At 61.8% G+C, this 21,305-nt stretch carries 21 protein-coding genes; 16 read left to right on the plus strand and 5 right to left on the minus strand.

Annotation, left to right across the window (positions count from 1 at the left end; translation table 11 throughout):
- Positions 1 to 11: 11 nt before the first annotated feature.
- From nqrF to sthA, 4 genes are read left to right on the plus strand one after another with little or no spacing between them, the layout of a single operon-like run.
- Positions 12 to 1,235 carry an NADH:ubiquinone reductase (Na(+)-transporting) subunit F gene (gene nqrF, locus DHB74_RS14255; protein WP_036989656.1) on the plus strand — a complete coding sequence of 408 codons (1,224 nt, stop codon included), beginning with the start codon at positions 12 to 14 and terminating at the stop codon, positions 1,233 to 1,235.
- A gap of 1 nt (position 1,236) precedes the next feature.
- On the plus strand, positions 1,237 to 2,256 hold the full coding sequence (locus tag DHB74_RS14260) for an FAD:protein FMN transferase (RefSeq protein WP_499161772.1): 1,020 nt from the start codon (positions 1,237 to 1,239) through the stop codon (positions 2,254 to 2,256).
- A 3-nt stretch (positions 2,257 to 2,259) separates the two neighbouring features.
- Positions 2,260 to 2,493: a (Na+)-NQR maturation NqrM gene (nqrM, locus tag DHB74_RS14265; protein WP_036989657.1), complete on the plus strand. Its 234-nt coding sequence runs from the start codon at positions 2,260 to 2,262 to the stop codon at positions 2,491 to 2,493.
- Between the two features lie 47 nt (positions 2,494 to 2,540).
- A complete protein-coding gene (gene sthA, locus DHB74_RS14270) occupies positions 2,541 to 3,938 on the plus strand; it encodes a Si-specific NAD(P)(+) transhydrogenase (RefSeq protein ID WP_499161773.1) in 1,398 nt (465 codons plus the stop codon).
- Positions 3,939 to 3,959: 21 nt separating this feature from the next.
- Here sthA and DHB74_RS14275 read toward each other — a convergent pair whose 3' ends face one another.
- Genes DHB74_RS14275 through DHB74_RS14285 form a run of 3 tightly spaced genes read right to left on the minus strand, consistent with a single transcriptional unit; the run spans position 3,960 to position 5,580 of the window.
- Positions 3,960 to 4,694: a glycerophosphodiester phosphodiesterase gene (locus DHB74_RS14275; protein WP_499161774.1), complete on the minus strand. Its 735-nt coding sequence runs from the start codon at positions 4,692 to 4,694 to the stop codon at positions 3,960 to 3,962.
- 8 nt (positions 4,695 to 4,702) lie between these two features.
- Positions 4,703 to 4,996, minus strand: coding sequence for a hypothetical protein (locus tag DHB74_RS14280; RefSeq protein WP_074778533.1), 294 nt, complete (start codon positions 4,994 to 4,996; stop codon positions 4,703 to 4,705).
- Positions 4,993 to 5,580, minus strand: coding sequence for a PilZ domain-containing protein (locus DHB74_RS14285; protein WP_074778535.1), 588 nt, complete (start codon positions 5,578 to 5,580; stop codon positions 4,993 to 4,995). The genes DHB74_RS14280 and DHB74_RS14285 overlap by 4 nt, the downstream gene beginning before the upstream one ends.
- 93 nt (positions 5,581 to 5,673) lie before the next feature.
- On the opposite strand from DHB74_RS14285, the gene DHB74_RS14290 reads away from it, so the two are divergent.
- The gene (locus DHB74_RS14290; protein ID WP_036989662.1) at positions 5,674 to 6,918 is read left to right on the plus strand and encodes a lipoprotein-releasing ABC transporter permease subunit; all 1,245 of its coding nucleotides are present in this window, start codon (positions 5,674 to 5,676) and stop codon (positions 6,916 to 6,918) included.
- A complete protein-coding gene (gene lolD, locus DHB74_RS14295; RefSeq protein WP_036989663.1) occupies positions 6,911 to 7,600 on the plus strand; it encodes a lipoprotein-releasing ABC transporter ATP-binding protein LolD in 690 nt (229 codons plus the stop codon). Before DHB74_RS14290 ends, lolD begins: the two co-directional genes overlap by 8 nt.
- Position 7,601: 1 nt before the next feature.
- Here lolD and DHB74_RS14300 read toward each other — a convergent pair whose 3' ends face one another.
- The gene (locus DHB74_RS14300; protein ID WP_036989664.1) at positions 7,602 to 8,126 is read right to left on the minus strand and encodes a DUF2062 domain-containing protein; all 525 of its coding nucleotides are present in this window, start codon (positions 8,124 to 8,126) and stop codon (positions 7,602 to 7,604) included.
- Positions 8,127 to 8,229: 103 nt separating this feature from the next.
- On the opposite strand from DHB74_RS14300, the gene DHB74_RS14305 reads away from it, so the two are divergent.
- Genes DHB74_RS14305 through murB form a run of 7 tightly spaced genes read left to right on the plus strand, consistent with a single transcriptional unit; the run spans position 8,230 to position 14,692 of the window.
- Positions 8,230 to 10,536: a DNA internalization-related competence protein ComEC/Rec2 gene (locus DHB74_RS14305; RefSeq protein ID WP_499161775.1), complete on the plus strand. Its 2,307-nt coding sequence runs from the start codon at positions 8,230 to 8,232 to the stop codon at positions 10,534 to 10,536.
- A gap of 24 nt (positions 10,537 to 10,560) precedes the next feature.
- A complete protein-coding gene (locus DHB74_RS14310; protein ID WP_499161776.1) occupies positions 10,561 to 11,241 on the plus strand; it encodes a MotA/TolQ/ExbB proton channel family protein in 681 nt (226 codons plus the stop codon).
- Positions 11,242 to 11,244: 3 nt separating this feature from the next.
- Entirely contained in the window at positions 11,245 to 11,676 is a 432-nt protein-coding gene (locus DHB74_RS14315; RefSeq protein ID WP_499161777.1) for an ExbD/TolR family protein, read from the plus strand.
- A gap of 23 nt (positions 11,677 to 11,699) precedes the next feature.
- Positions 11,700 to 12,704, plus strand: coding sequence for a tetraacyldisaccharide 4'-kinase (lpxK, locus tag DHB74_RS14320; RefSeq protein WP_499161815.1), 1,005 nt, complete (start codon positions 11,700 to 11,702; stop codon positions 12,702 to 12,704).
- Positions 12,705 to 12,717: 13 nt separating this feature from the next.
- Positions 12,718 to 12,903, plus strand: coding sequence for a Trm112 family protein (locus tag DHB74_RS14325; RefSeq protein WP_036989667.1), 186 nt, complete (start codon positions 12,718 to 12,720; stop codon positions 12,901 to 12,903).
- A 2-nt stretch (positions 12,904 to 12,905) separates the two neighbouring features.
- The gene (gene kdsB, locus DHB74_RS14330; RefSeq protein WP_074778541.1) at positions 12,906 to 13,670 is read left to right on the plus strand and encodes a 3-deoxy-manno-octulosonate cytidylyltransferase; all 765 of its coding nucleotides are present in this window, start codon (positions 12,906 to 12,908) and stop codon (positions 13,668 to 13,670) included.
- Positions 13,667 to 14,692, plus strand: coding sequence for a UDP-N-acetylmuramate dehydrogenase (gene murB / locus DHB74_RS14335; protein WP_074778543.1), 1,026 nt, complete (start codon positions 13,667 to 13,669; stop codon positions 14,690 to 14,692). Before kdsB ends, murB begins: the two co-directional genes overlap by 4 nt.
- A 93-nt stretch (positions 14,693 to 14,785) precedes the next feature.
- Here the strand turns inward: murB and rne are convergent, their stop codons facing one another.
- A complete protein-coding gene (gene rne / locus DHB74_RS14340; RefSeq protein WP_499161778.1) occupies positions 14,786 to 18,088 on the minus strand; it encodes a ribonuclease E in 3,303 nt (1,100 codons plus the stop codon).
- Positions 18,089 to 18,621: 533 nt separating this feature from the next.
- Between rne and rluC the strand changes: the two genes are divergently transcribed.
- From rluC to sppA, 3 genes are read left to right on the plus strand one after another with little or no spacing between them, the layout of a single operon-like run.
- Entirely contained in the window at positions 18,622 to 19,593 is a 972-nt protein-coding gene (gene rluC / locus DHB74_RS14345) for a 23S rRNA pseudouridine(955/2504/2580) synthase RluC (protein WP_499161779.1), read from the plus strand.
- Between the two features lies 1 nt (position 19,594).
- Complete coding sequence (locus DHB74_RS14350; protein WP_499161780.1) at positions 19,595 to 20,269, plus strand: HAD-IA family hydrolase; 675 nt, start codon at positions 19,595 to 19,597, stop codon at positions 20,267 to 20,269.
- Between the two features lie 33 nt (positions 20,270 to 20,302).
- Positions 20,303 to 21,274, plus strand: coding sequence for a signal peptide peptidase SppA (gene sppA, locus DHB74_RS14355; RefSeq protein ID WP_499161816.1), 972 nt, complete (start codon positions 20,303 to 20,305; stop codon positions 21,272 to 21,274).
- Positions 21,275 to 21,305 lie beyond the last annotated feature (31 nt).

The raw sequence follows: 21,305 nt of genomic DNA on the forward strand, positions 1-21,305 counted from the left end.
GGAGTGAGCAGATGAACTATGAAATTTTTCTCGCCATCGGCATGTTCACAGCCATCGTGCTGGCGCTGGTGGTGGTGATTCTCATCGCCCGTTCCAAGCTGGTGAGCAGTGGCGATGTGAGCATCGAGATCAACGGCGAGCGCACCATCACGGTGCCGGCGGGTGACAAGCTGCTGGGGACGCTGGCGTCCAATGGCATCTTCCTGTCGTCGGCCTGTGGCGGTGGTGGTACCTGTGCCCAGTGCAAGTGCGTGGTGGAAACGGGGGGCGGCGAAATGCTGCCGACCGAGGAATCCCACTTCACGCGGCGTGAGGCCAAGGAAGGTTGGCGTTTGTCCTGCCAGACCCCGGTCAAGCAGGATATGAAAATCGAGATTCCGGAAGAGATTTTCGGGGTCAAGAAGTGGGAATGTGTGGTTGAGTCCAACCCGAACGTGGCGACCTTCATCAAGGAGTTGACCTTGCGTCTGCCGGAAGGTGAGAACGTCAACTTCCGCGCTGGTGGCTATGTACAGCTGGAGTGTCCGCCGCATACGGTGAACTACAAGGACTTCGATATCCAGCCGGAATTCCGGGGCGACTGGGACAAGTTCGACCAGTGGCGCTATGTATCCAAGGTGGACGAGACCGTCATCCGCGCCTACTCCATGGCCAACTACCCGGAAGAAAAGGGCATCGTCAAATTCAACATCCGCGTGGCGTCGCCGCCACCCGGCCGTGACGATGTACCGCCAGGTCAGATGTCATCCTATGTGTTCGCTCTGAAGCCGGGTGACAAGATCACGGTCTACGGTCCCTTCGGTGAATTCTTCGCCAAGGATACCGATGCCGAAATGGTCTTCGTTGGCGGCGGTGCCGGCATGGCGCCGATGCGTTCGCATATCATGGACCAGCTGCTGCGCATCAAGACCAAGCGCAAGATATCCTTCTGGTACGGTGCTCGCTCACTGCGCGAAGCCTTCTATGTTGACGAATATGACAAGTTGGCTGCCGAGCACGAGAACTTCGAGTGGCACCTGGCATTGTCCGATGCACTGCCCGAGGATAACTGGGAAGGTCCTACCGGGTTCATCCACAATGTCCTGTACGACAATTACCTCAAGGATCACCCGGCGCCGGAGGACTGTGAGTTCTACATGTGCGGGCCGCCCATGATGAACGCGTCGGTCATCAAGATGCTGGAAGATCTCGGTGTGGAACCTGAGAATATCCTGCTCGATGACTTTGGCGGTTAGCATGTTAAGTCGCCTTGTTTGGCCCGTCAGTGTTGCTGCTTTGGCAGCAGCCCTGACGGGCTGTTTCAATTCTGCCGAGCCGGTTTCCGAGATTTACGGCTCAACCATGGGCAGCACCTATTCAATCAAGTGGGTCGGTTCCGAGCAGTCACCAGCCGCGACCGAGGTCAAGGCCTCGGTCGATCAGTTGCTGGAAACGTTCGAAGAAGCAGCTTCCACCTGGCGGCCCAACTCGGAGATGTCCCGTTTCAATGCCGCACCCGCTGGTACCTGCCAGGCTATGCCGCAATCGATACTGGAGATTGTGGAACTGGCGCAGCAGCTGCATCGGGACAGTGACGGCAGCTTCGACCTGACACTGGACCCGCTACTGGCGCTGTGGGGATTCCACGGTGATGGTGGGCAGAGCGTGCCGGATGACCAGCAACTGGCTGCCGCCATGGCGCATACCGGTCACCAGTACCTGCACATCCGCGATGGGCAATTGTGCAAGGATGTCGCCTTGCAACTGGACATCAGCGGTATTGCCGCCGGTTACATGGTCGACGAGGTGGTGGAACACCTGGCGAGCATGGGCATCCAAGATTATATGGTGGAGTTGACCGGCGAGTTGAAAGCCGATGGTCATAAGCCAGGTGGTCGGCCGTGGCGCATTGCCGTGGAAGAGCCGCGGGATGACAGTCGGATAGCGCAGTTGATTTTGCCGTTGCGCGGGCTGGGCGTTTCTACCTCAGGTGATTACCGAAACTATTTCGAACACGAAGGCCAACGCTACTCGCACACCTTCGATCCGGTCACCGGTCGGCCGGTAATGCACGACCTGGCAGCAGTGACGGTTCTACATCCCTCAGCCGCCTGGGCCGATGGCTTGTCTACTGTCCTGTTGGTCAAGGGCTCGAAGCTGGGTTGGGAATATGCGATCGAGCATGAGCTGCCGGCGTTGTTTGTCATTCGCCAAGGGGATGGCTTCGTTTCCCGAAGCACACCCCAATTCATCGCTCTGCAACAGAGCAAGGAGTAAATCATGGTTTGGTTACTGGCTTTTGTGGTGATGCTGCTTTGCGTCGCTGGCATGGCCGTTGGCGTCATGATGGGTCGCAAGCCAATCGCCGGTTCCTGTGGCGGCATCGGAGCGACTGGCCTGGACAAGAGCTGCGGCATCTGTGGTGGCAACCCCAACAGATGTGAGGAGTCGCGTCAGGACACCGATTCGACCAAGAGCGCGGCGCTTGGCTACGACGCCACTCGCAAGGATTGAGGATACGCTGCGCGGATATATTCCTATTGTTACAGGACCGAAATTGAATGGCTGTTTATAACTATGATGTAGTGGTACTGGGTGCAGGCCCGGCGGGTGAGGGCGCTGCGGTCAACGCGGCGAAGAATGGGCGCCGGGTAGCGGTGGTCGAGGAACGCAACATGGTGGGCGGTAACTGCGTCCATCTGGGCACCATCCCATCCAAGGCGCTGCGCTACTCGGTCAAGCAGATCATTCAGTTCAACACCAACCCGATCTTCCGTGTGGTCGGCGAGCCACGGGATTTCTCCTTCCCTGATGTGCTCAAAAGTGCAGAGAAAGTCATCGCCCGCCAGGTGCGTTCGCGCAACAGCTACTATGCGCGCAACCGTATCGATCTGTTTTTCGGCAAGGGCAGTTTCGCCGATGCCCATACCATCGAACTGGTGAACGCCGAAGGGGCGGTGGATCGACTGGTCGCCCAGGAGATCATCATCGCCACGGGTTCTCGCCCGTATCGTCCGGCGGACGTCAATTTCAACCATCCGCGGATCTATGACAGCGACACCATCTTGCAGCTCAACCACACACCGCGCACGCTGATTATCTATGGTGCCGGCGTCATTGGCTGCGAATACGCTTCCATCTTCTGCGGGCTGGGCGTCAAGGTGGATCTGATCCACAACCGCGACCGACTGCTGAGTTTTCTGGATGACGAGATCTCCGATGCGCTGAGCTACCACCTGCGCAATAGCATGGCGCTCATCCGGCACAACGAGGAGTATGAGAAGATCGAGGGCCTGGATGGCGGCGGGGTAGTGCTGCACCTGAAATCGGGCAAGAAAATCAGGGGAGATGCGCTGCTCTGGTGCAACGGCCGCTCGGGCAACACCGATGGCCTGGGGCTGGAGAATATCGGCCTCAAACCCAACAGTCGTGGCCAGGTGCTGGTGGACGAGAACTATCGCACCGGCGTACCCAATGTTTATGCAGCCGGGGACGTAATCGGCTGGCCGAGCCTGGCCAGTGCTGCCTTCGACCAGGGCCGCTCGGCAGCGGGCAATATCGTCGAGAATGACAGCTGGCGCTTCGTCGATGACGTGCCGACCGGCATCTACACCATTCCCGAGATCAGTTCCCTGGGTAAGACCGAGCGCGAGCTGACCAGCGAAAAGGTGCCCTACGAGGTAGGCCAGGCTTTCTTCAAGAGCATGGCGCGGGCGCAGATCAGCTGTGAGCCGGTGGGTATGCTGAAGATCCTGTTCCATCGTGACACGCTACAGGTGCTGGGCATCCACTGCTTCGGTGACCAGGCTTCCGAGATCGTGCACATCGGTCAGGCCATCATGAACCAGGAAGGGGAGGCGAATACCATCAAGTACTTCGTCAATACCACCTTCAACTACCCGACCATGGCCGAAGCCTACCGGGTTGCTGCACTGGATGGCCTCGGTCGGCTGTTCTGAATGTCTGGGTGGCCGGCGGGCTCAATGAGTTTCGCCGGTACCACCCAGAACCCTTACGGCCAGATGTGGTACATCGGTTATCAGGCTATCGACACCCATGTCCCGCAATCTCAGCATCAACTGCGGATCGTTCACGGTCCACACCGAGACATGCAGTCCCTGGCGTTGGGCCTGGGCAATCCGGGCAGGGGTGCAGAGTTTCCAGTTCAATACCAGAAAGCGGCACTGATATCTCAGCGCGCTTTTCACGGGATCCAGAAAGCCATATTCCTCGACCAGCCCGGTGGGCAGTTCGCCGCCGTTCTGCTGGACGTAGCGCAGCAGGGTGCGACTGGATGAGGTGATCACCACCTTTTCGCGCAGGCCGAATTGCTCCACCAACGGCATGACCGTATTCATTACCCGCCGCGATTGCGCGGCCGAGCCACTCTTGACCTCCAGTTGGTAATGCTCGAATTCGGGGCAGCTGTGAAACAGTTGCTCCAGGGTGGGGATGGCGCAGTGCTCGTTCCAGCCGGCCAGCCCGAGCCGGGCATCCAGGCGGGTCAGCTCGGCGGCGGTATGGGCTGCAATCTTGCCCTTGATGCCGGTAGTGCGCTTGAGCGTGGGGTCATGAATGACCATCAATTGATGATCGGAAGACAGGTGCAGGTCCAGTTCGACCCGCCTGACGCCGGCTTCCAGGGCTTTGCGAAAGCTCGGCAGGGTATTCTCCGGGGCTTCGCCGCGGGCGCCCCGGTGGCCGTATATCTGCATACCGTCTCTCAATTATTCCGCGGGGTGTGCTGATGCACGCTGTGTACTACCTTGTCATGCTCGAAATACACACTGAAACCGGCATAGTCCCAACGGCTGATGGGCGGCTCGCCAACCGCTGCATGGCGGGTTAGCGGTTCGCCGTATTGCTGGCTGACCGCGCTGGTGCTGGTACCCCGTTGCGGCAGGCTGGATTGTTGACCGGACGCCTGCTGGCCCACCGGAATGGTCAGGGTGTCGGCCTGAATGCTGACTGCGGCGAGCAAGGTGCTGGTGAGTAATAAGGGTAGTGCGTATTTCATGTCGAGGTCCTTTCGTGGTTTTCCTTGGCAGCGCGGATATCCTGTGCCTGCTTGTGCATGATATGCCGAGCCAGCAGCTGGTGCTGGGCATCATTGAACTGATCGAAGCTTACCTGTATCAGATGGAGGCCGGAAGCGTCGTCGCGAAGGCAGGCGGCGATCTGTGCTGGAGCGCTCAAACCGATGGGTGTCGGCAACAACAGGCGCAGATTGATCCATTGGCCGACTGGCAGCGCGTCGTGGGCTGGGAAGGTGATGCCGGCTTCGCTCAGGGTTACCTCGACCGGCGTACCCATGTCCTCGGCCATCTGCGACGCCAGTGCCCGGCCGATCAACTCGACCCGCTTGCCAAGGATCTTCAGGTAAGCCGCGAGATTGCGGTCACGCTCACCGATCTGGCGCAGCAGATGCTGTGAATCATGGTCCAGCAGGTGGAGTTCGCCAAGCAGGCCGAACAGGGGCGATTCATCCGGTTGGACTGAGGAAGGTGTCGCTGGCGCCTCGATAGGTCGATAGTCCAGTGCCAGATGATCCTGAATCTGGAAATAACCCGTATGCACATCGGTGAGATTATTGGTTTGCATGTTCAGCCCCGTTTACCGAAACCGGATTCAGTGTAACATGACAGCCCGAACTGCTATTCATTGGGGCTTTCCCCATCAGGTAACTGGTATTCCATGTTCAGACCCTTGCCTTTTTTTATCGGGTTGCGCTACACGCGCGCCAAACGCCGTAACCACTTTATCTCCTTCATTTCGTTGATTTCCATGCTTGGCCTGACCCTCGGGGTGCTGGTCATGATCCTGGTGCTTTCGGTAATGAATGGTTTCGACCGTGAACTGCGTACGCGCATCCTCGGCATGGTGCCCCATGCGAGCATCAACGGCTATCAGCCCATCGATGATTGGCGCTCGCTGGCAACGCAGCTTGAGGCAGACCCGAAGGTCGCTGCGGCTGCGCCGTTCATTCAATTGCAGGGCATGTTGACCCATAACGGCAGTGTCGCTCCGGTGCTGGTCAGCGGCGTGATCCCCGAGGCGGAGGCGCAGGTCTCGATCATCGAGGAACACATGCAATCCGGCACCTTGGCTGATCTGAAAGATGGCGAATTCGGCATCATCATCGGTGAGCTGATTGCCCGCCGCTTCAGTGTGATGCCGGGCGACAAACTGACCCTCGTCCTGCCGGAAGCTTCGGTCACCCCGGCCGGGGTCTTTCCGCGGCTGAAACGTTTCCATGTCACTGGCATATTCAAGGTTGGCGCCGAACTGGATGGCTCCATGGCGATGATCCATGCCGGGGATGCGGCCCGTCTGAGCCGCTGGGAGCCAGGCCAGATGCAAGGTGTTCGGCTCAGACTGCATGACCTGTTCCAGGCGCCGCAGGTAGCCTGGAATCTGGTTGAGCAACTGCCTGGCAACTATTACGCCCAGGACTGGACGCGCAGCCACGGCAATCTGTTTGCCGCGATTCGCATGGAGAAGACCATGATCGGCCTGTTGCTGTTGCTGATCGTTGCCGTGGCGGCCTTCAACATCATTTCCACCCTGGTCATGGTAGTGACCGACAAGAAAGCCGATATCGCCATCTTGCGTACCTTGGGCGCATCACCGGGCACCATCATGGGCATCTTCATGGTTCAGGGCTCGGTCATCGGTGTGGTTGGCACCCTGGCCGGGGGCATCCTCGGCGTGCTGGCGGCGCTCAATGTATCGGCATTGGTGGCCGGGCTGGAGCGTCTGCTGGGCACCCAGTTTCTCAGTTCCGATGTGTATTTCATCAGTTATCTGCCGTCCCAGTTGATCTGGACGGATGTCGTTGTCATCTGCACCGCTGCGCTGGGCATGAGCTTCCTGGCTACCCTGTATCCGGCCTGGCGTGCATCCCGTACCGAACCGGCGGAGGCCTTGCGTTATGACTGATGTAGTACTGGAATGCCGGAAACTCAGCAAGCACTACGCGGTCGGACCGCAGCGCCTGCAGGTACTGGACAATATCGACCTGAGCCTGCGCGCCGGCGAACGCATCGCGATTGTCGGCAGCTCGGGCTCGGGCAAGACCACGCTGTTGAACATGCTGGGTGGGCTGGATACGCCGAGCACCGGTGAGGTGTGGCTGGCCGGCCAGCAGATGTCAGCGCTCAAGGAGGCGGAGCGTGGCAAGTTGCGCAATACCGGCCTCGGCTTCGTCTATCAGTTCCATCATCTGCTGGCCGAGTTCACGGCGCTGGAGAATGCCTGCATGCCGCTCTTGATCGGCGCGACGCCGATCGCCGAGGCGCGTGAGCGGGGGCTGGCGATGCTGGAGCGGGTCGGGTTGTCAGCGCGGGCTGGCCACAAGCCGGCGGAACTGTCCGGTGGTGAGCGTCAGCGGGTGGCCATCGCCCGGGCGCTGATCAACGAGCCGGCCTGCGTACTGCTGGACGAGCCGACCGGCAACCTTGACCAGCACACCGCCCGCGGCGTCCAACAGCTGATGCTGGAACTCAGTCAGCGGCTGCATACCGCCTTTCTCGTTGTTACCCATGATCTGGCGTTGGCGGGGCAGATGGATCGTGTGCTGACCCTCGATGAAGGTCATCTGGTAGAGCGGCAGCCTGCTTGAATCAGGACTGACGACGGCGTCGCATTTTGCGGCGCTGCCAGTTGCGTGCCACCCAGAATCGCCAATATAACAGGGTGCCGGCGTAGCCGATGCCGGCCAGCACCAGACCCGACAGCACCGAGCCCAGCAGCATGGGCTGCCAGATATGCTGCAATTCCGTAGTCAGCCAGGTCAGCGACAGCTCCATGGGCATGGTGCGTTCGGGTGTGCCGAGCAGCATGGTGCCGATCTTGTATTGCATGAAGAAGACCGGCGGCATGGTGATCGGGTTGGTCAGCCAGACCAGTCCGATCGAAATCGGCAGATTGGCTCGGGCGAACATGGCGATACAGCCGGACAGCACCATCTGCATGGGGATCGGCAACATGGCGACGAACAAGCCAGTGGCTATCGCCCGTGCAACGCTATGGCGGGTGATGTGCCAGAGATTCGGATCATGAAGGATGGCCCCCATGAAACGCAGCGACTTGTTGCGTTTGATCCGTTCCGGACTGGGCATGTAGCGTTTGAGTAGCTGGCGCGGCATCACAGACTGATCGGCGGGAAGGATAGACAGCAATTATGCCCGTAATGGCTGTGGCCGACTACCACCCGCCGTCGCAATTCACCATCACAGGATATTTCCGCGCATGGATGTGCCGCTGCTGCTGATCGCGCTGATAGCCGGCATGCTGTTGCCCCTGGGGTTGCCCGAGCTGCCGCCACTGTGGCTGACAACGCTGCCACTGGTGCCGGCTCTGATGCTGTGGCGACGCCCCGCGGGCCGCAGGCTGGGTGCGCTGAGTCTGGGATTGCTCTGGTCCTGTCTGTTTCATCAGCAGCTGTTGGCGCAGCGTCTGCCGCCTGATCTGGATGGCAGTCGGGTGCAGGTGCTGGCACGGGTCGACGGGTTGCCTCAGGCCACTGCGACTGGCTGGCGTCTGGCCCTGACCCAGGTGCGTCTACTGGAAAACGATCAACCGCTGCCGCCGATAAGGGCGCACTGGTTCCAAGGGCAGCCGGTCAATCCCGGCGAGCTCTGGCAGTTCGAAGTCACTCTGCGCCGTCCGGCGGGTATGGCCAATCCCGGCGGCTTCGATTATGAGGCCTGGCTGTACGCCCAGGGCGTTGGCGCCCTGGGTAGTATTCGCCAGGGCGAGCGGCTCGCCGAGCCGCCCCGTTTCGCCGGGTTTGCAGCGCTGCGAAACCACTTGCGCACCCGCATAACGGCGGTGCTGGAAGAGCAGGCCGGCGGCGCCCGCCTGATTGCTCTGGTGGTGGGCGACAAGGGTGTGCTCGACCGTCAGGACTGGCTGGTGCTGCAGGCCACCGGCACCGCTCACCTGATGGTTATCTCCGGGCTGCATATTGGCATGCTGGCGGCAGCGGTATTCGGTTTGGTAACCCTGCTTGGGCGGATTGGCGTGCTGCGCTGGCCCTGGCCGCGACTATGGTTGGCGGTGGCGGTAGTCGTCCCGATTACCACTCTCTACGCGATTCTGGCCGGGTTCGGGGTGCCGGTACAGCGCGCCCTGTTGATGATCACGCTGGGGCTGTTGATCCAGCTGTGCTACCGCCGGCCGGGGCTCTGGACCTTCTGGCTGGTCGCCTTTGCCACCGTAGTGGCGCTCAATCCCGCGGCGCCGCTGCGCGCGGGTTTCTGGCTCTCCTTCATCGCGGTGGGACTGCTGCTCTACGGCATGGGTGCCCGGTTGGGCTCGTCCTCGCTGTGGTGGCGCTGGGGACGGGCGCAATGGGTGGTCTTCGTTGGGCTGTGGCCCTGGTTGATGTTCTGGAGCATGCCGGCCAGCCTGAGCGCACCGCTGGCCAATCTGCTGGCGATCCCCTGGGTCAGCCTGCTGGTGGTACCGGCCGCCTTGCTGGGTACGGTCCTGGAGCTGCTGTTCGATATTCCCTGGTTGCTGCAAGGCGCGGCGGTGGCACTTAACTGGTTGTTCGACGGTCTGGCTTGGATCGCAGAGCTGCGTGCCGCGGAGCGCCTGGCCACTCCCGACTGGCTCGGTTTCGCGTTGGGCCTGGTGGGGGTGGCTGCCTTGTTGAGCCCCATGGCCCGACTGCTCTGGCTACCGGGGGCGGCCTGTCTGCTCGTGCTGTTGCTACCATCCCACGAGCGACCGCTGCCGGGTCAGCTGTGGGTGACCGTGCTGGATGTCGGCCAGGGCCTGTCGGTATTGCTGCAAACCGAAGAACACGACCTGCTGTACGACGCCGGCGCCCGGTTCAGCAGTGGCTTCGATCTGGGCGAGGCGGTGGTGTATCCGGCTTTGCTGGCACTGGGAGTGCGGGAGCTGGATGTCATGCTGCTCAGTCACGCCGATAACGACCATGCGGGGGGCGCCCCCTTCATTGCCGGCCACCTGCCGGTTAAACGCGTCCTGGCGGGGCAGCATGCCGCGATCGATCCGGTATTGCGGGCGCAGCCCTGTGAACCCGGTGAGACCTGGCAATGGGATGGGGTGCGCTTCGAGGTTCTCTACAGCCCGCCGCCTCCGGCACCACCCAATGAGCAATCCTGTGTGCTGCGGGCAGTGGCTGGGAGCAGCGCCGTGCTGCTGCCGGGGGATCTGGGTATTCGGGGCGAGTACCAGATGCTCGACCGGAGCCTGACTGCCGACCTGTTGCTGGCGCCGCACCATGGCAGTCGCAGCTCGTCGTCCTATGCCTTTATCCGGGCGGTAGAACCGCGTTGGGCGGTCTTCAGTGCCGGGCGTCACAGCCAGTACGGCCATCCGCATCCGCTGGTTGTCGAACGTTACCGCGAACTGGAAGCAGAACCGGTTTATACTGCCACCGCCGGAGCGATACGCTTTGTCCTGGACGACACAGGGAAGGCCCGCCGGGATTGGTCCTGGCGAGAGCGTGCACGACGCTTCTGGCATGAAGATCAAGCACTGGCCAGGCTGGCTGAACCGCCAGCAAAGCCCGTGCTAGAGTAGACAAATTTTCTGGAGGGAACGCCTGTGTGGGAACTGATCAGTGCCGGTGGTTGGCTGATGTTGCCGATCGTATTGTCATCCGTGGTGGCGTTGGCCATCGTTTTTGAGCGTCTCTGGGCGCTGCGCAGCAGTCGCGTCGCGCCGGCCAATCTGCTGGGGCAGGTATGGCGCTGGATCAAGGACGGGCAGCTGGATGCGACCCGTCTGAAGACCCTGCGCGCCGACTCGCCATTGGGCGAGATTCTTGCCGCCGGTCTGGCCAATACCCGCCATGGTCGCGAGATCATGAAAGAGAGCATCCAGGAGGCCGCCACCAAGGTCATCCACGAGCTTGAGCGTTATCTCAATACACTGGGCACCATTGCCGCCATCACGCCGCTGCTTGGCCTGCTGGGCACCGTCATCGGCATGATCGATGTTTTCACTGCGGTGATGGTGCAGGGCACCGGCAATACCGCGGTACTCGCCGGCGGTATCTCCAAGGCGCTGATCACCACTGCGGCAGGCCTTACCGTGGCCATTCCGGCTCTGTTCTTCCATCGCTTCTTCATGCGCCGGGTCGACGAGCTGGTGGTAGCCATGGAGCAGGAGGCGACTAAACTGGTCGAGGTGGTGCAGGGCAGTCGCGACGCCGAGCCGAATGGCAACGACGTGGCGGCCGATCCGGCCATCCGGCAAGCCGCCAAGACGGCCCAGGGGAACTGATCCATGAACTTTCGACGTACCCGGCGAGAGGAGGTCGGTGTCAACCTGACGCCCCTCATCGACGTGGTGTTCCTGCTGCTGATCTTCTTCATGGTGTCCACCACCTTTACCCGGGAAACCCAACTGAAGCTTGATCTGCCGGAGTCCGCCTCGGGCGAGCCGGTGGAAAACCAGAACCTGGAGCAGATCGAGGTGCTGGTGTCGGCCACCGGCGAGGTCACCATCAACGGCAAGAGCCTGATCAATCCAGACCTGGACAATTTGCAGACCGCGCTGCAACGCGAAGCGGGCGGCAACAACAGTCTGCCGGTGGTGATTACCGCTGATGCCAAGGCCTCTCACCAATCGGTGATCACCGTCATGGATGCGGCAGGCCAGCAGGGCTTCAGTCGGTTGCGCCTGACCACCAACGAACTGGAAACCCCTGCCCAGTGAAGAAGGAGTCACTGGAAGGCTTCATGCTGCGCTCCTGGTATCAGGGGCGCCGCTGGCTGAGCCTATTGCGGCCGCTGTCCCAGCTGTATCGGCACGTGGCACAACGTCGACGGCAGCGTTACTTGGATGATCCGGCAGCCAGCTGGCAGCCGCCAGTGCCGCTGATCGTCGTTGGTAACATTACCCTCGGCGGCACCGGCAAGACGCCCATGGTTATATGGCTGGTGGAGCATCTGCGCGCCTGTGGGTTGCGGGTGGGCGTTATCAGCCGGGGATATGGTGCGCAACCGCCAGCCCTGCCTTGGCGCATCCGGCCAGACCAGGACACCCCCGAACAGGTTGGCGATGAGCCGCTGTTGATCGCCCGCCGCTGCCAAGTGCCGGTGGTGATTGATCCGGATCGCCCACGAGCCGGCTGCCAGTTGCTGGAGCAGGAGGCAATCGACGTGATCATCAGCGACGACGGCCTGCAGCACTACCGCATGGGCCGCACACTGGAGGTGCTGATGCTCGACCACGCCCGCGGCCTGGGCAACGCCCGCTGTCTGCCCGAGGGCCCCCTGCGCGAACCGGCTTCGCGACTGAAGTCGGTCGACCTGATCGTTCGCAACGGCGCCGCAGCTGATGCCGCCGACGGTTTCGCCATGCAACTGCAGGCCACCGAACTGGTCAATCTGGCCACCGGCCAGCGGATCAGCCCTGCCGAGTGGAAGGCGCCGCCCCGGGTACAGGCGGTGGCCGGCATCGGCAATCCCGACCGGTTCCGCCGCACACTGGAAAGTCTGGGCTTCATACCGACGCTGCAGGCGTTCGCCGACCACGCCGGTTACAATGCCGACAGCTTCGCCGCATTCGATCATGGCGAGCCACTGATCATGACCGAAAAGGACGCGGTGAAATGCGCGGGCTTCGCCCGTGAACATTGGTGGTATCTGCGTGTCGATGCCCAATTGAGTGCCGCTTTTACTGCGGCTCTGCATCAGCGGCTGGACAGCCATCTGCCGTCCAGCCGGACTACTTCTCTTTGACCGGAGTCTGACGATGGATCCCAAACTGCTCGATATCCTGGCCTGCCCGCTGTGCAAGGGCCCGCTGGTACAGAATCAGGACAAGACCGAACTGTGGTGCCGCGCCGATGGCCTGGCGTTCCCCGTACGCGATGGCATTCCCGTCATGCTGGAGACCGAGGCGCGGGCCCTGGATGCGGACGAGAGGCTGGGACACTGACAATGTTTCACGTCATCATACCTGCCCGTTACGCCTCCACCCGCCTGCCGGGCAAGCCGCTGCAGGACATTGCCGGCAAGCCAATGATTCGCCATGTCTGGGAGCAGGCCCGCAAGAGCGGGGCGGCGACCGTGACGGTGGCAACCGATGATGCGCGCATTGTCGACGCCTGCCGCGCCTTTGGCGCCGATGTGGTACTGACCCGCACCGATCATCCGTCCGGCACCGACCGACTGCAGGAGGTGGTAACCCTGCTGGGCCTGGATGCCGACGCCCATGTGGTGAACGTGCAGGGCGACGAGCCATTGATTCCGCCGGCACTGATCGATCAGGTAGCGGGCAATCTGCGGGCCTTTCCAGCCGCCAGCATCGCCACCCTGGCTGAGCCGTTGCAGGATGTCGAGACGCTGTTCAATCCCAACGCGGTGAAGGTGGTTACGGACCACCAGGGCTTTGCCCTGTACTTCAGTCGCGCGCCCATGCCCTGGTGCCGTGATGATTTCGCCGCCGGCAGGCCGGATCAGTTGCCACAGGTGGCGCCGTTCCGCCGGCACATCGGGCTGTACGCCTACAAGGTGGGCTTTCTGCACGACTACGTGCGCTGGCCGGCGAGCCCGCTGGAAAGCGCCGAGTCGCTGGAGCAATTGCGCGCCTTGTGGTTCGGCTGCCGTATTCATGTGGCTGATGCCTGTGAAATTCCTCCGGCGGGCGTGGATACCATTGAGGATCTGCAGCGGGTGCGCCAATTGCTGGCCTCGGCCGAATGATGCCGGACATCCTCCGCGCGGCAGCGCTGCGCGATCTCAATACCTTCGGCATCAACGAATCCGCGGAGCAGCTGGTGCCGGTCGAAACCGAACAGCAATTGCGCGAGGCGCTGGCGCTCGCTGATGCTCAAGGCTGGCCGGTCACTGTGCTCGGTGGTGGCAGCAACATGATCTTGGCCGGTCCGTTGGCAGGCCTGGTCATTGCCATGCGCAGCCGTGGCCGCCGGGTACTGTCCCGCGAGCCGGGCAGTGCGGTGATCGAAGGGGAGGCCGGCGAGAACTGGCATCAACTGGTGAACTGGAGCCTGGATCATGGTTTCCATGGTCTGGAAAATCTGTCACTGATCCCCGGCACCCTGGGCGCTGCGCCAATGCAGAATATCGGCGCCTACGGCGTGGAGCTGTGCGATGTGTTCGATAGTCTCGACGCGCTGGATCGCACCACCGGAGAGGTCTGTCGGTTCGATCGGGACGCTTGCCGGTTCGCCTACCGAGACAGCCTCTTCAAGCAGCAGGCTGGCCGCTTCGTGATCTTGCGGGTGCGCCTGCGACTGAGCACGCAGCCGGTGCCGCGGCTGGATTATGCGCCGCTGGCAGCCGCCTGGAGTGTCACCGGCCTGAGCCGGCCCGACAGCCGCGTCATCAGCCAGCTGGTATGCCAGATTCGCCGCTCCAAGCTGCCCGATCCGGCGCAGTTGGGCAATGCCGGCAGTTTCTTCAAGAATCCTTTGCTGCCGGCGGACCAAGCGGCGGCCTTGCTGGCGACCTGGCCGGAAGCGCCGCATTACCCGCAGCCCGATGGCAGCGTCAAACTGGCTGCCGGTTGGCTGATCGAGCGGGCAGGCTGGAAAGGTCATTGTCGCGACCGGGTCGGTGTACACCGCGAGCAGGCGCTGGTACTGGTCAACCTGGGCGGCGCCCGGGGAGCGGATGTGCTGGCGCTGGCAGAGGACATCCAGCGAGACGTGCAGGCGAAGTTCGGTGTGCAACTGGAGATGGAGCCGCAGCGGGTAGGCGGCTGATGCCAGTTGCCCAACAGGGCTGTTGCTGACAGTGAATCGAGAATGAAAAAGGGGATGCCAATGGCATCCCCTTTTCTATTGCAGCGATGAAACTCAGCCCTTGGGTGTTTCCGGGCGGTTGTCATCTTCCTCAGGCGCGTCCTGTTGTACCGGTGCGCTGGTAGCCGGATGCTCCGGTACCTCGCCTTCGGCAGGGCTGGGGAGTGCGGCTTCGGCTGCCGGCTCGGCTGACTGAGCGTCGGTTGCTGTTTCCGCTTGGTCAGCGGCCTGAGCTTCCGGGGTGTGTTCAATCACTTCCTGGGCCTCGGCCATGGCTTCGCTTACCGGCTCGGCTGCAGCTGCCGGCTCGGCGTCAGCTTCCACTGCCGGGGCAGGTGCTTCCGCTTCGGCCTTGGCCTGTGCTTCGGCCTGCTCGGCCAGGCGCTTGGCCTCCATGCGACGCTTGCGGATCTCACGCGGGTCGTTGAATGCGCGACCGCTTTCGGTGAGGGCCGGAATCGCCTGCTCGACAGGCTCCTGTGCTACCGGGGCTGGCTCCTGCACTTCAACCTGAGCGGGTGCCGGGGCTGTCTCCTCGGTGACTACCGGGGCCGGTTCGGCTTCGGGCGCTTGGGCTACCGGTGCCTCGGGTTCGACGGCTGCTGCGGTTTCAGCGACGGGTTCGATAACGGCGGCAGGCTGCTCTTCGGCCACGACTACAGCAGGTTCGGCTGCGTCAGCTGTGGCGCTCGGCTCGGCTTGAGTGACCTCGGGCTCGGCCTGAGCCGGGGCGCTGTCATCACGCTGGGACTGATTGAAGGCTTCAACCGCGTTCTCGATCGATTGCTCGATGTCGGATACCGCCTGGGTCAAACCTGCTTCCACCGGTTGCTTGACCTCAGCCAGGGCTTCGGTAGTGGCTTCCGGAAGGGCAGCTTCGACGGCGGGCTCGTTGATCATCTCTGCCGGCTCATGACCTTCACTGGCGGCAACCGCCTCGGTGACGGCTACCGCGGCAGCAGCCGGAACCTTGACGTCGGTAGCGGCAGCGTCGCCGTGCTCGGCCGTTACCGGCTTGCTGGCGTTGCTGTCATCAGTCGCTTCGCTGGTCTGGTTTGCGCTGGCAGCGTTGTCGCCGCTCTGATCATCCTGGGCGGAACGGCTGCGACGATTGTTGCGACGGCGTTGGCTGTTGCGTGAACGACGCTTCGGACGCTCACCCTCAGCGGTATTTTCGCTGTCGGTCTGCTCGGCAGTCTGCTCGACTGGCAATTCTTCGTCTTTCACGGTGGCCTGTTCGGCCTGGCGCTGCGGGCGACGATCCTGACGGGCCGGTGCCTGCTCGGTGGCAGCAGTACGTTGTTCGCTACTTTCAGCGGTCGCGGCCGCGGTGGGACTGCGACGGCGACGACGACCGGTGGTGCCTTCTGCCGGCTTGCTGGCGCTCGGTGTGACGGCGTCGGTATCGGCTACGACGTCGCTGGACTTGCGTTCGCTGCGCTGGGGCTTGTCAGTGCGCTCGGCAGCGGCTTCACCACCACGGTTGCCACGTGCACCGCCGCGGTTGTCACGCTCTGGGCGCGGCCGGCGGTTGCGGTTGCTGCGGCGCTCATTGCCACGGCCATCCGCCGCTGGCTTGCGATTGGCCTGGCTGGTCGCCTGTTGCTCGGCTTCCTCTTCCTGGCGGTTGTCCTGGGCGAACATGCCGACCAGGGACTTGATCAGGCTCTTGATCAGACCTGGCTGGGACTCCTGGATGGCCTTGTTGGCTGCGGCAACCGGTGCTGGTGCTGGCGCCGGAGCGGCCGAGGGGGCCGGACGCGAGTGGGCGAGGGTCTTGACCGCTGCTTCCTGGCGTACGATGGCACGGGTCTGGCTCACCTGTACCGGCTCTTCGGGCTCGGCTTCGGTGGTCATGCTGTAGCTGGATTCGCCATTGAGCACGGCTTCCTGGTCGTCGCGCAGACGCTGGACCTCGAAGTGCGGGGTATCCATGTGCGGGTTGGGCAACACCAGCAAGCGCACCTTGGTGCGGGCCTCGGTTTTGGCCAGCACATCACGCTTCTCGTTGAGCAGGAAGGTAGCGATGGATACCGGCACGTGGGCGCGCACTTCGGCGGTGCGATCCTTCAGCGCTTCTTCTTCGATCAGGCGCAGTACCGAAAGCGACAGGGATTCAACGTCGCGGATGGTGCCGCGGCCGTTACAGCGCGGGCACACGATACCGCTGGTTTCACCCAGGGAAGGACGCAGACGCTGCCGGGACATTTCCAGCAGCCCGAAACGGGAGATACGACCGACCTGGACGCGGGCGCGGTCGGCTTCGAGGCTTTCGCGTACCCGCTCTTCCACGGCGCGCTGGTTCTTGGCCGGGGTCATATCGATGAAATCAATGACGATCAGACCACCGATGTCACGCAAACGCAGCTGGCGGGCGATTTCTTCAGCCGCTTCCAGGTTGGTTTGCAGCGCGGTTTCTTCGATGTCGCCACCTTTGGTAGCGCGCGCCGAGTTGATGTCGATGGACACCAGGGCTTCGGTGTGGTCGATGACGATGGAGCCGCCGGAAGGCAGTTTCACTTCACGCTCGAAGGCGGTCTCGATCTGACTTTCGATCTGGAAACGGTTGAACAGCGGTACGCTGTCTTCGTAGAGCTTGACCTTGCTCGCGTACTGCGGCATGACCTGGCTGATGAAGTTCAGCGCCTCTTCCTTGACGGTTTCGCTGTCGATCAGTACTTCGCCGATGTCCTGGCGCAGGTAATCGCGGATGGCGCGGATGATGACGTTGCTTTCCTGGTAGATCAGGAAGGTGCCGCTGCGTTCGCTGGAGGCAGACTTGATCGCTTCCCACAGTTGCAACAGGTAATCCAGATCCCACTGCAATTCCTCTGCGCTGCGGCCGAGACCTGCGGTACGGACAATCATGCCCATGTCGGCGGGAACGTTGAGGCTGTTCAGGGCTTCGCGCAGTTCGTTGCGCTCTTCACCTTCGATGCGACGGGAAATACCACCGGCGCGCGGGTTGTTCGGCATCAGCACCAGATAGCGACCGGCCAGGCTGATGAAGGTAGTCAGGGCGGCGCCTTTGTTGCCGCGCTCTTCCTTGTCGACCTGGACAATGACTTCCTGGCCTTCCTTGAGCACTTCCTTGATGTTGACGCGACCTTCAGGCTGTTTGGTGAAGTATTCGCGAGAGATTTCCTTCAGCGGCAGAAAGCCGTGGCGTTCGGAGCCGAAGTCGACGAAAGCGGCTTCCAGGCTGGGTTCGACGCGGGTAATGCGGCCTTTGTAGATATTGGATTTCTTCTGTTCGCGTGCGCCGGATTCGATGTCCAGATCGTACAGCTTCTGGCCATCTACCAGGGCGACGCGCAACTCTTCGGGCTGAGTTGCGTTGATCAGCATTCTTTTCATGAAGTACCGTTGTGTTTCCAATGCTTCCGGAACACGAGTACGGCACCTGATTCTTCTGTTAGGTGTCAGGCGTGTTTCTGCTTGGGCCAACCTTGCCCTTGTTCAGAATTCAAAATTGCCGTGCCGTTGGGCAACAGCATTTCAGTCTGTCTATGGCGAGTACAGAGAAACTTCTTTGTAGGGAGGAATCAGCCGGACTGGGACGGGGACACACATCAATGCAAGTGTCAGCGCTCGTCACATCATCCTGAAGCTGTGCATCTCCACCTAATCACTTGCCCATCTGAATCGGTGCCGCTCGTCGTCTTCGGGGAGCGGGTTAATATTCTGCCGGCCTGTGGCCTGCAGCATGTTTTTCCATCGAGGTTCGCCGGCGTTGCTTCCAGCCTGGCGAAGGCTCTACATCAATGTTTCTGGGAAGGCTGCAATCGCGTCGATCGCGGCTGCCTTCCTGCTGCCTTTTGCGCAGCTCGTCGGACTATAGCAGCATTAATCAAGTGCTTCAATTGCATGAAAAAATGTATCATGCGCCGATGAAAATCGATCAATCCGTTATTTCCGCTGCCGTGCAGACCGACCTGATCAGCGAAGACCAGGCCGGTCAGCGAATCGACAACTATCTGCTGACCCGACTCAAGGGGGCACCGCGCACTCTCATTTATCGCATCCTGCGCAAAGGCGAGGTGCGGGTGAATAAAGGCCGCATCAAGCCCGAGTACCGGTTGCGCGCAGGTGACAGTATCCGGATTCCGCCGGTGCGCCTGCCCCAGCCCGATGAGCCGGCGCTGGTGGGGCAGGGCATTCTCAATGCGCTGGAGAGCAACATCCTCTATGAAGACAAAGGGCTGATCGTGGTCAACAAGCCGGCGGGCCTCGCTGTGCATGGTGGCAGCGGGCTGGACTTCGGCGTGATCGAGGCGATGCGCCAGTTGCGTCCCGAACTGCAACAGCTGGAGCTGGTGCATCGGCTGGACCGCGACACCTCTGGCTGCCTGATGATCGCCAAGAAACGCAGCATGTTGCGCCATCTGCATGCCGAGCTGCGTGGTGACGGGCCGGGCAAGGGGGTCACCAAATGCTACCTGGCGCTGGTGCGCGGACGCTGGCCGTCAACGGTGAAGAAGGTGCATGCACCTTTATTGAAAAACAATCTGCGCTCCGGCGAGCGCATGGTCGAGGTCAATCCGGAAGGCAAGGAGTCGCTGACCGAGTTTCGGGTAATCCAGCGCTTCGGTGACTTTGCCACGCTGGTAGAGGCCAGGCCCATCACCGGACGGACCCACCAGATCCGGGTGCATGCCCGGCATGCTGGTCATCCGATTGCCGGTGATCCCAAGTACGGCGATGATGATTTTTCCAGAATCATTCGAGAAAAGGGTGGTAAGCGTCTGTTCTTACATGCGGTTTCCCTTTCCGCTGAGCTGCCCGAGGGCGGGCGCCTGGAGGTGTCCGCCGAGCCTGGGACAGTCTGGGACCGAACCCTGAGCCGCTTGAGCGAGGAGTGACATGAATACCCTGATTTTCGACTGGGATGGCACGCTGGCCAATTCCATCGACAATATTGTCGTTGCCATGCAGCGCGCGGCAGTGGATGTGAGTCTGCCGGTGCGCTCGGTACGGGAGGTGCGCGACATCATCGGCCTGGCCCTGCCGGATGCGGTAGCGGTGCTCTACCCGGAGCTGGATGACCCTGCTCAGGCTAAGCAATTGATCCAGGCCTACGCCGATAATTACCTGACGCTGGAACAGAATCCTTCGCCGTTGTTCGAAGGTGTACGCGGCGCGCTGGATATTCTGCGCAGCCGTGGTTTCCATCTGGCCGTGGCAACGGGCAAGGGGCGGCGTGGACTGGATCGTATGCTCGACTCCCACGGTCTGGAAAACTACTTCGATGTGACCCGCTGCGCGGATGAAACCGCCGGCAAGCCGCATCCGCTGATGATTGAACAGATTCTCGCCGAGTTGGACGTAACGCCGGCCGATGCCTGCATGGTTGGCGATAGTGAGTTTGACATCCTCATGGGCCACAATGCCGGCGTGTGTCCGGTAGCAGTGACCTATGGGGCCATGACCCATGCGCAGCTGCTGCGCTGCCAGCCGGTGCATTGCGTGGATTCCTTCGATGAGTTTCATGGCTGGGTCCTGCCGCGATTCCGGACGGGCCAACTGACAGAGGTGTAATAGATGGAACAGAACCAATGGACTGAAGGCCCGATGGTTGAGCGCAATGAGCTCAAGGCGCAGAAGGAGGACAAGAAGGCCTGGGCGCTGCTGGAGAAAACCCTGCTGGCTTCGGTGCAGGAGCAGCGTCGGTCGCGGCGCTGGGGGATCTTCTTCAAGAGTCTGACCTTCCTTTATCTGATCGGCGCGTTGTTTCTGTTTTCCCCGCTCGGCGCCATCGACGGTAGCAGCGCCACTGGCAAGCCTCACACGGCGCTGATCGAAGTGCGGGGCGCCATCGCCGACCAGCAGGAAGCCAGTGCCGACAACCTGGTCACCAGTCTGCGGCGAGCGTTCAAGGATGAGCAGACCCGCGGGGTCGTGCTGCGCATCAATAGCCCGGGCGGCAGCCCGGTACAGTCCGGATATGTGTATGACGAGATCAAGCGGCTGCGCGCGCTGAACCCGGAAGTCAAAGTCTACGCGGTGATCGCCGATATCGGCGCTTCAGGGGCCTATTATATTGCTGCAGCGGCGGACGAGATCTATGCCGACAAGGCCAGTCTGGTGGGTTCGATCGGGGTGACGGCGGCCGGTTTCGGTTTTGTCGATACGCTGGACAAGCTCGGGGTCGAGCGGCGCACCTATACCGCTGGCGAGCACAAGGCCTTCCTCGATCCCTTCCAGCCCGAGCGTCAGGATGAGCGCGAGTTCTGGCAGACGGTGCTGGAGACTACTCATCAGCAGTTTATCGAGCAGGTGAGAGAGGGGCGTGGTGATCGGCTCCAGGAGCATCCGGAGTTGTTCAGCGGGCTGGTCTGGTCCGGCGAACAGGCGCTGGAGCTGGGGCTGATCGATGGGCTGTCCAGCGCCTCGGCAGTGGCTCGGGATATCGTCGGCACCGAAGAGCTGGTCGACTTCACCCACCGCGAGTCGCCTTTCCAGCGCTTTTCGCGCCAACTGGGCACCAGCATCGGCAATACCCTGGCGACCCATCTCGGTCTGGCGGCGCCCGCACTGCGGTAAGGGCCGCCTTCCGGCAAGCCTCTCGCTGCAG

The sequence above is a fragment of the Pseudomonas sp. G11-1 genome (genome assembly GCF_024031555.1).
GTDB classification, from domain to species: domain Bacteria; phylum Pseudomonadota; class Gammaproteobacteria; order Pseudomonadales; family Pseudomonadaceae; genus Halopseudomonas; species Halopseudomonas bauzanensis.

Excerpts from the sequence above, each read along its gene's own strand:
- DHB74_RS14300 (WP_036989664.1), bottom strand. The coding sequence starts at position 8,126 with ATGCCGCGCCAGCTACTCAAACGCTACATGCCCAGTCCGGAACGGATC.
- rluC (WP_499161779.1), top strand. The coding sequence starts at position 18,622 with ATGAAAATCGATCAATCCGTTATTTCCGCTGCCGTGCAGACCGACCTG.
- rne (WP_499161778.1), bottom strand. The coding sequence starts at position 18,088 with ATGAAAAGAATGCTGATCAACGCAACTCAGCCCGAAGAGTTGCGCGTC.
- DHB74_RS14275 (WP_499161774.1), bottom strand. The coding sequence starts at position 4,694 with ATGCAGATATACGGCCACCGGGGCGCCCGCGGCGAAGCCCCGGAGAAT.
- murB (WP_074778543.1), top strand. The coding sequence starts at position 13,667 with ATGATGCCGGACATCCTCCGCGCGGCAGCGCTGCGCGATCTCAATACC.
- DHB74_RS14350 (WP_499161780.1), top strand. The coding sequence starts at position 19,595 with ATGAATACCCTGATTTTCGACTGGGATGGCACGCTGGCCAATTCCATC.
- sppA (WP_499161816.1), top strand. The coding sequence starts at position 20,303 with ATGGTTGAGCGCAATGAGCTCAAGGCGCAGAAGGAGGACAAGAAGGCC.
- kdsB (WP_074778541.1), top strand. The coding sequence starts at position 12,906 with ATGTTTCACGTCATCATACCTGCCCGTTACGCCTCCACCCGCCTGCCG.
- DHB74_RS14315 (WP_499161777.1), top strand. The coding sequence starts at position 11,245 with ATGAACTTTCGACGTACCCGGCGAGAGGAGGTCGGTGTCAACCTGACG.
- sthA (WP_499161773.1), top strand. The coding sequence starts at position 2,541 with ATGGCTGTTTATAACTATGATGTAGTGGTACTGGGTGCAGGCCCGGCG.
- DHB74_RS14285 (WP_074778535.1), bottom strand. The coding sequence starts at position 5,580 with ATGCAAACCAATAATCTCACCGATGTGCATACGGGTTATTTCCAGATT.
- lolD (WP_036989663.1), top strand. The coding sequence starts at position 6,911 with ATGACTGATGTAGTACTGGAATGCCGGAAACTCAGCAAGCACTACGCG.
- DHB74_RS14260 (WP_499161772.1), top strand. The coding sequence starts at position 1,237 with ATGTTAAGTCGCCTTGTTTGGCCCGTCAGTGTTGCTGCTTTGGCAGCA.
- DHB74_RS14325 (WP_036989667.1), top strand. The coding sequence starts at position 12,718 with ATGGATCCCAAACTGCTCGATATCCTGGCCTGCCCGCTGTGCAAGGGC.
- DHB74_RS14280 (WP_074778533.1), bottom strand. The coding sequence starts at position 4,996 with ATGAAATACGCACTACCCTTATTACTCACCAGCACCTTGCTCGCCGCA.
- nqrF (WP_036989656.1), top strand. The coding sequence starts at position 12 with ATGAACTATGAAATTTTTCTCGCCATCGGCATGTTCACAGCCATCGTG.
- lpxK (WP_499161815.1), top strand. The coding sequence starts at position 11,700 with ATGCTGCGCTCCTGGTATCAGGGGCGCCGCTGGCTGAGCCTATTGCGG.
- DHB74_RS14305 (WP_499161775.1), top strand. The coding sequence starts at position 8,230 with ATGGATGTGCCGCTGCTGCTGATCGCGCTGATAGCCGGCATGCTGTTG.
- DHB74_RS14290 (WP_036989662.1), top strand. The coding sequence starts at position 5,674 with ATGTTCAGACCCTTGCCTTTTTTTATCGGGTTGCGCTACACGCGCGCC.
- nqrM (WP_036989657.1), top strand. The coding sequence starts at position 2,260 with ATGGTTTGGTTACTGGCTTTTGTGGTGATGCTGCTTTGCGTCGCTGGC.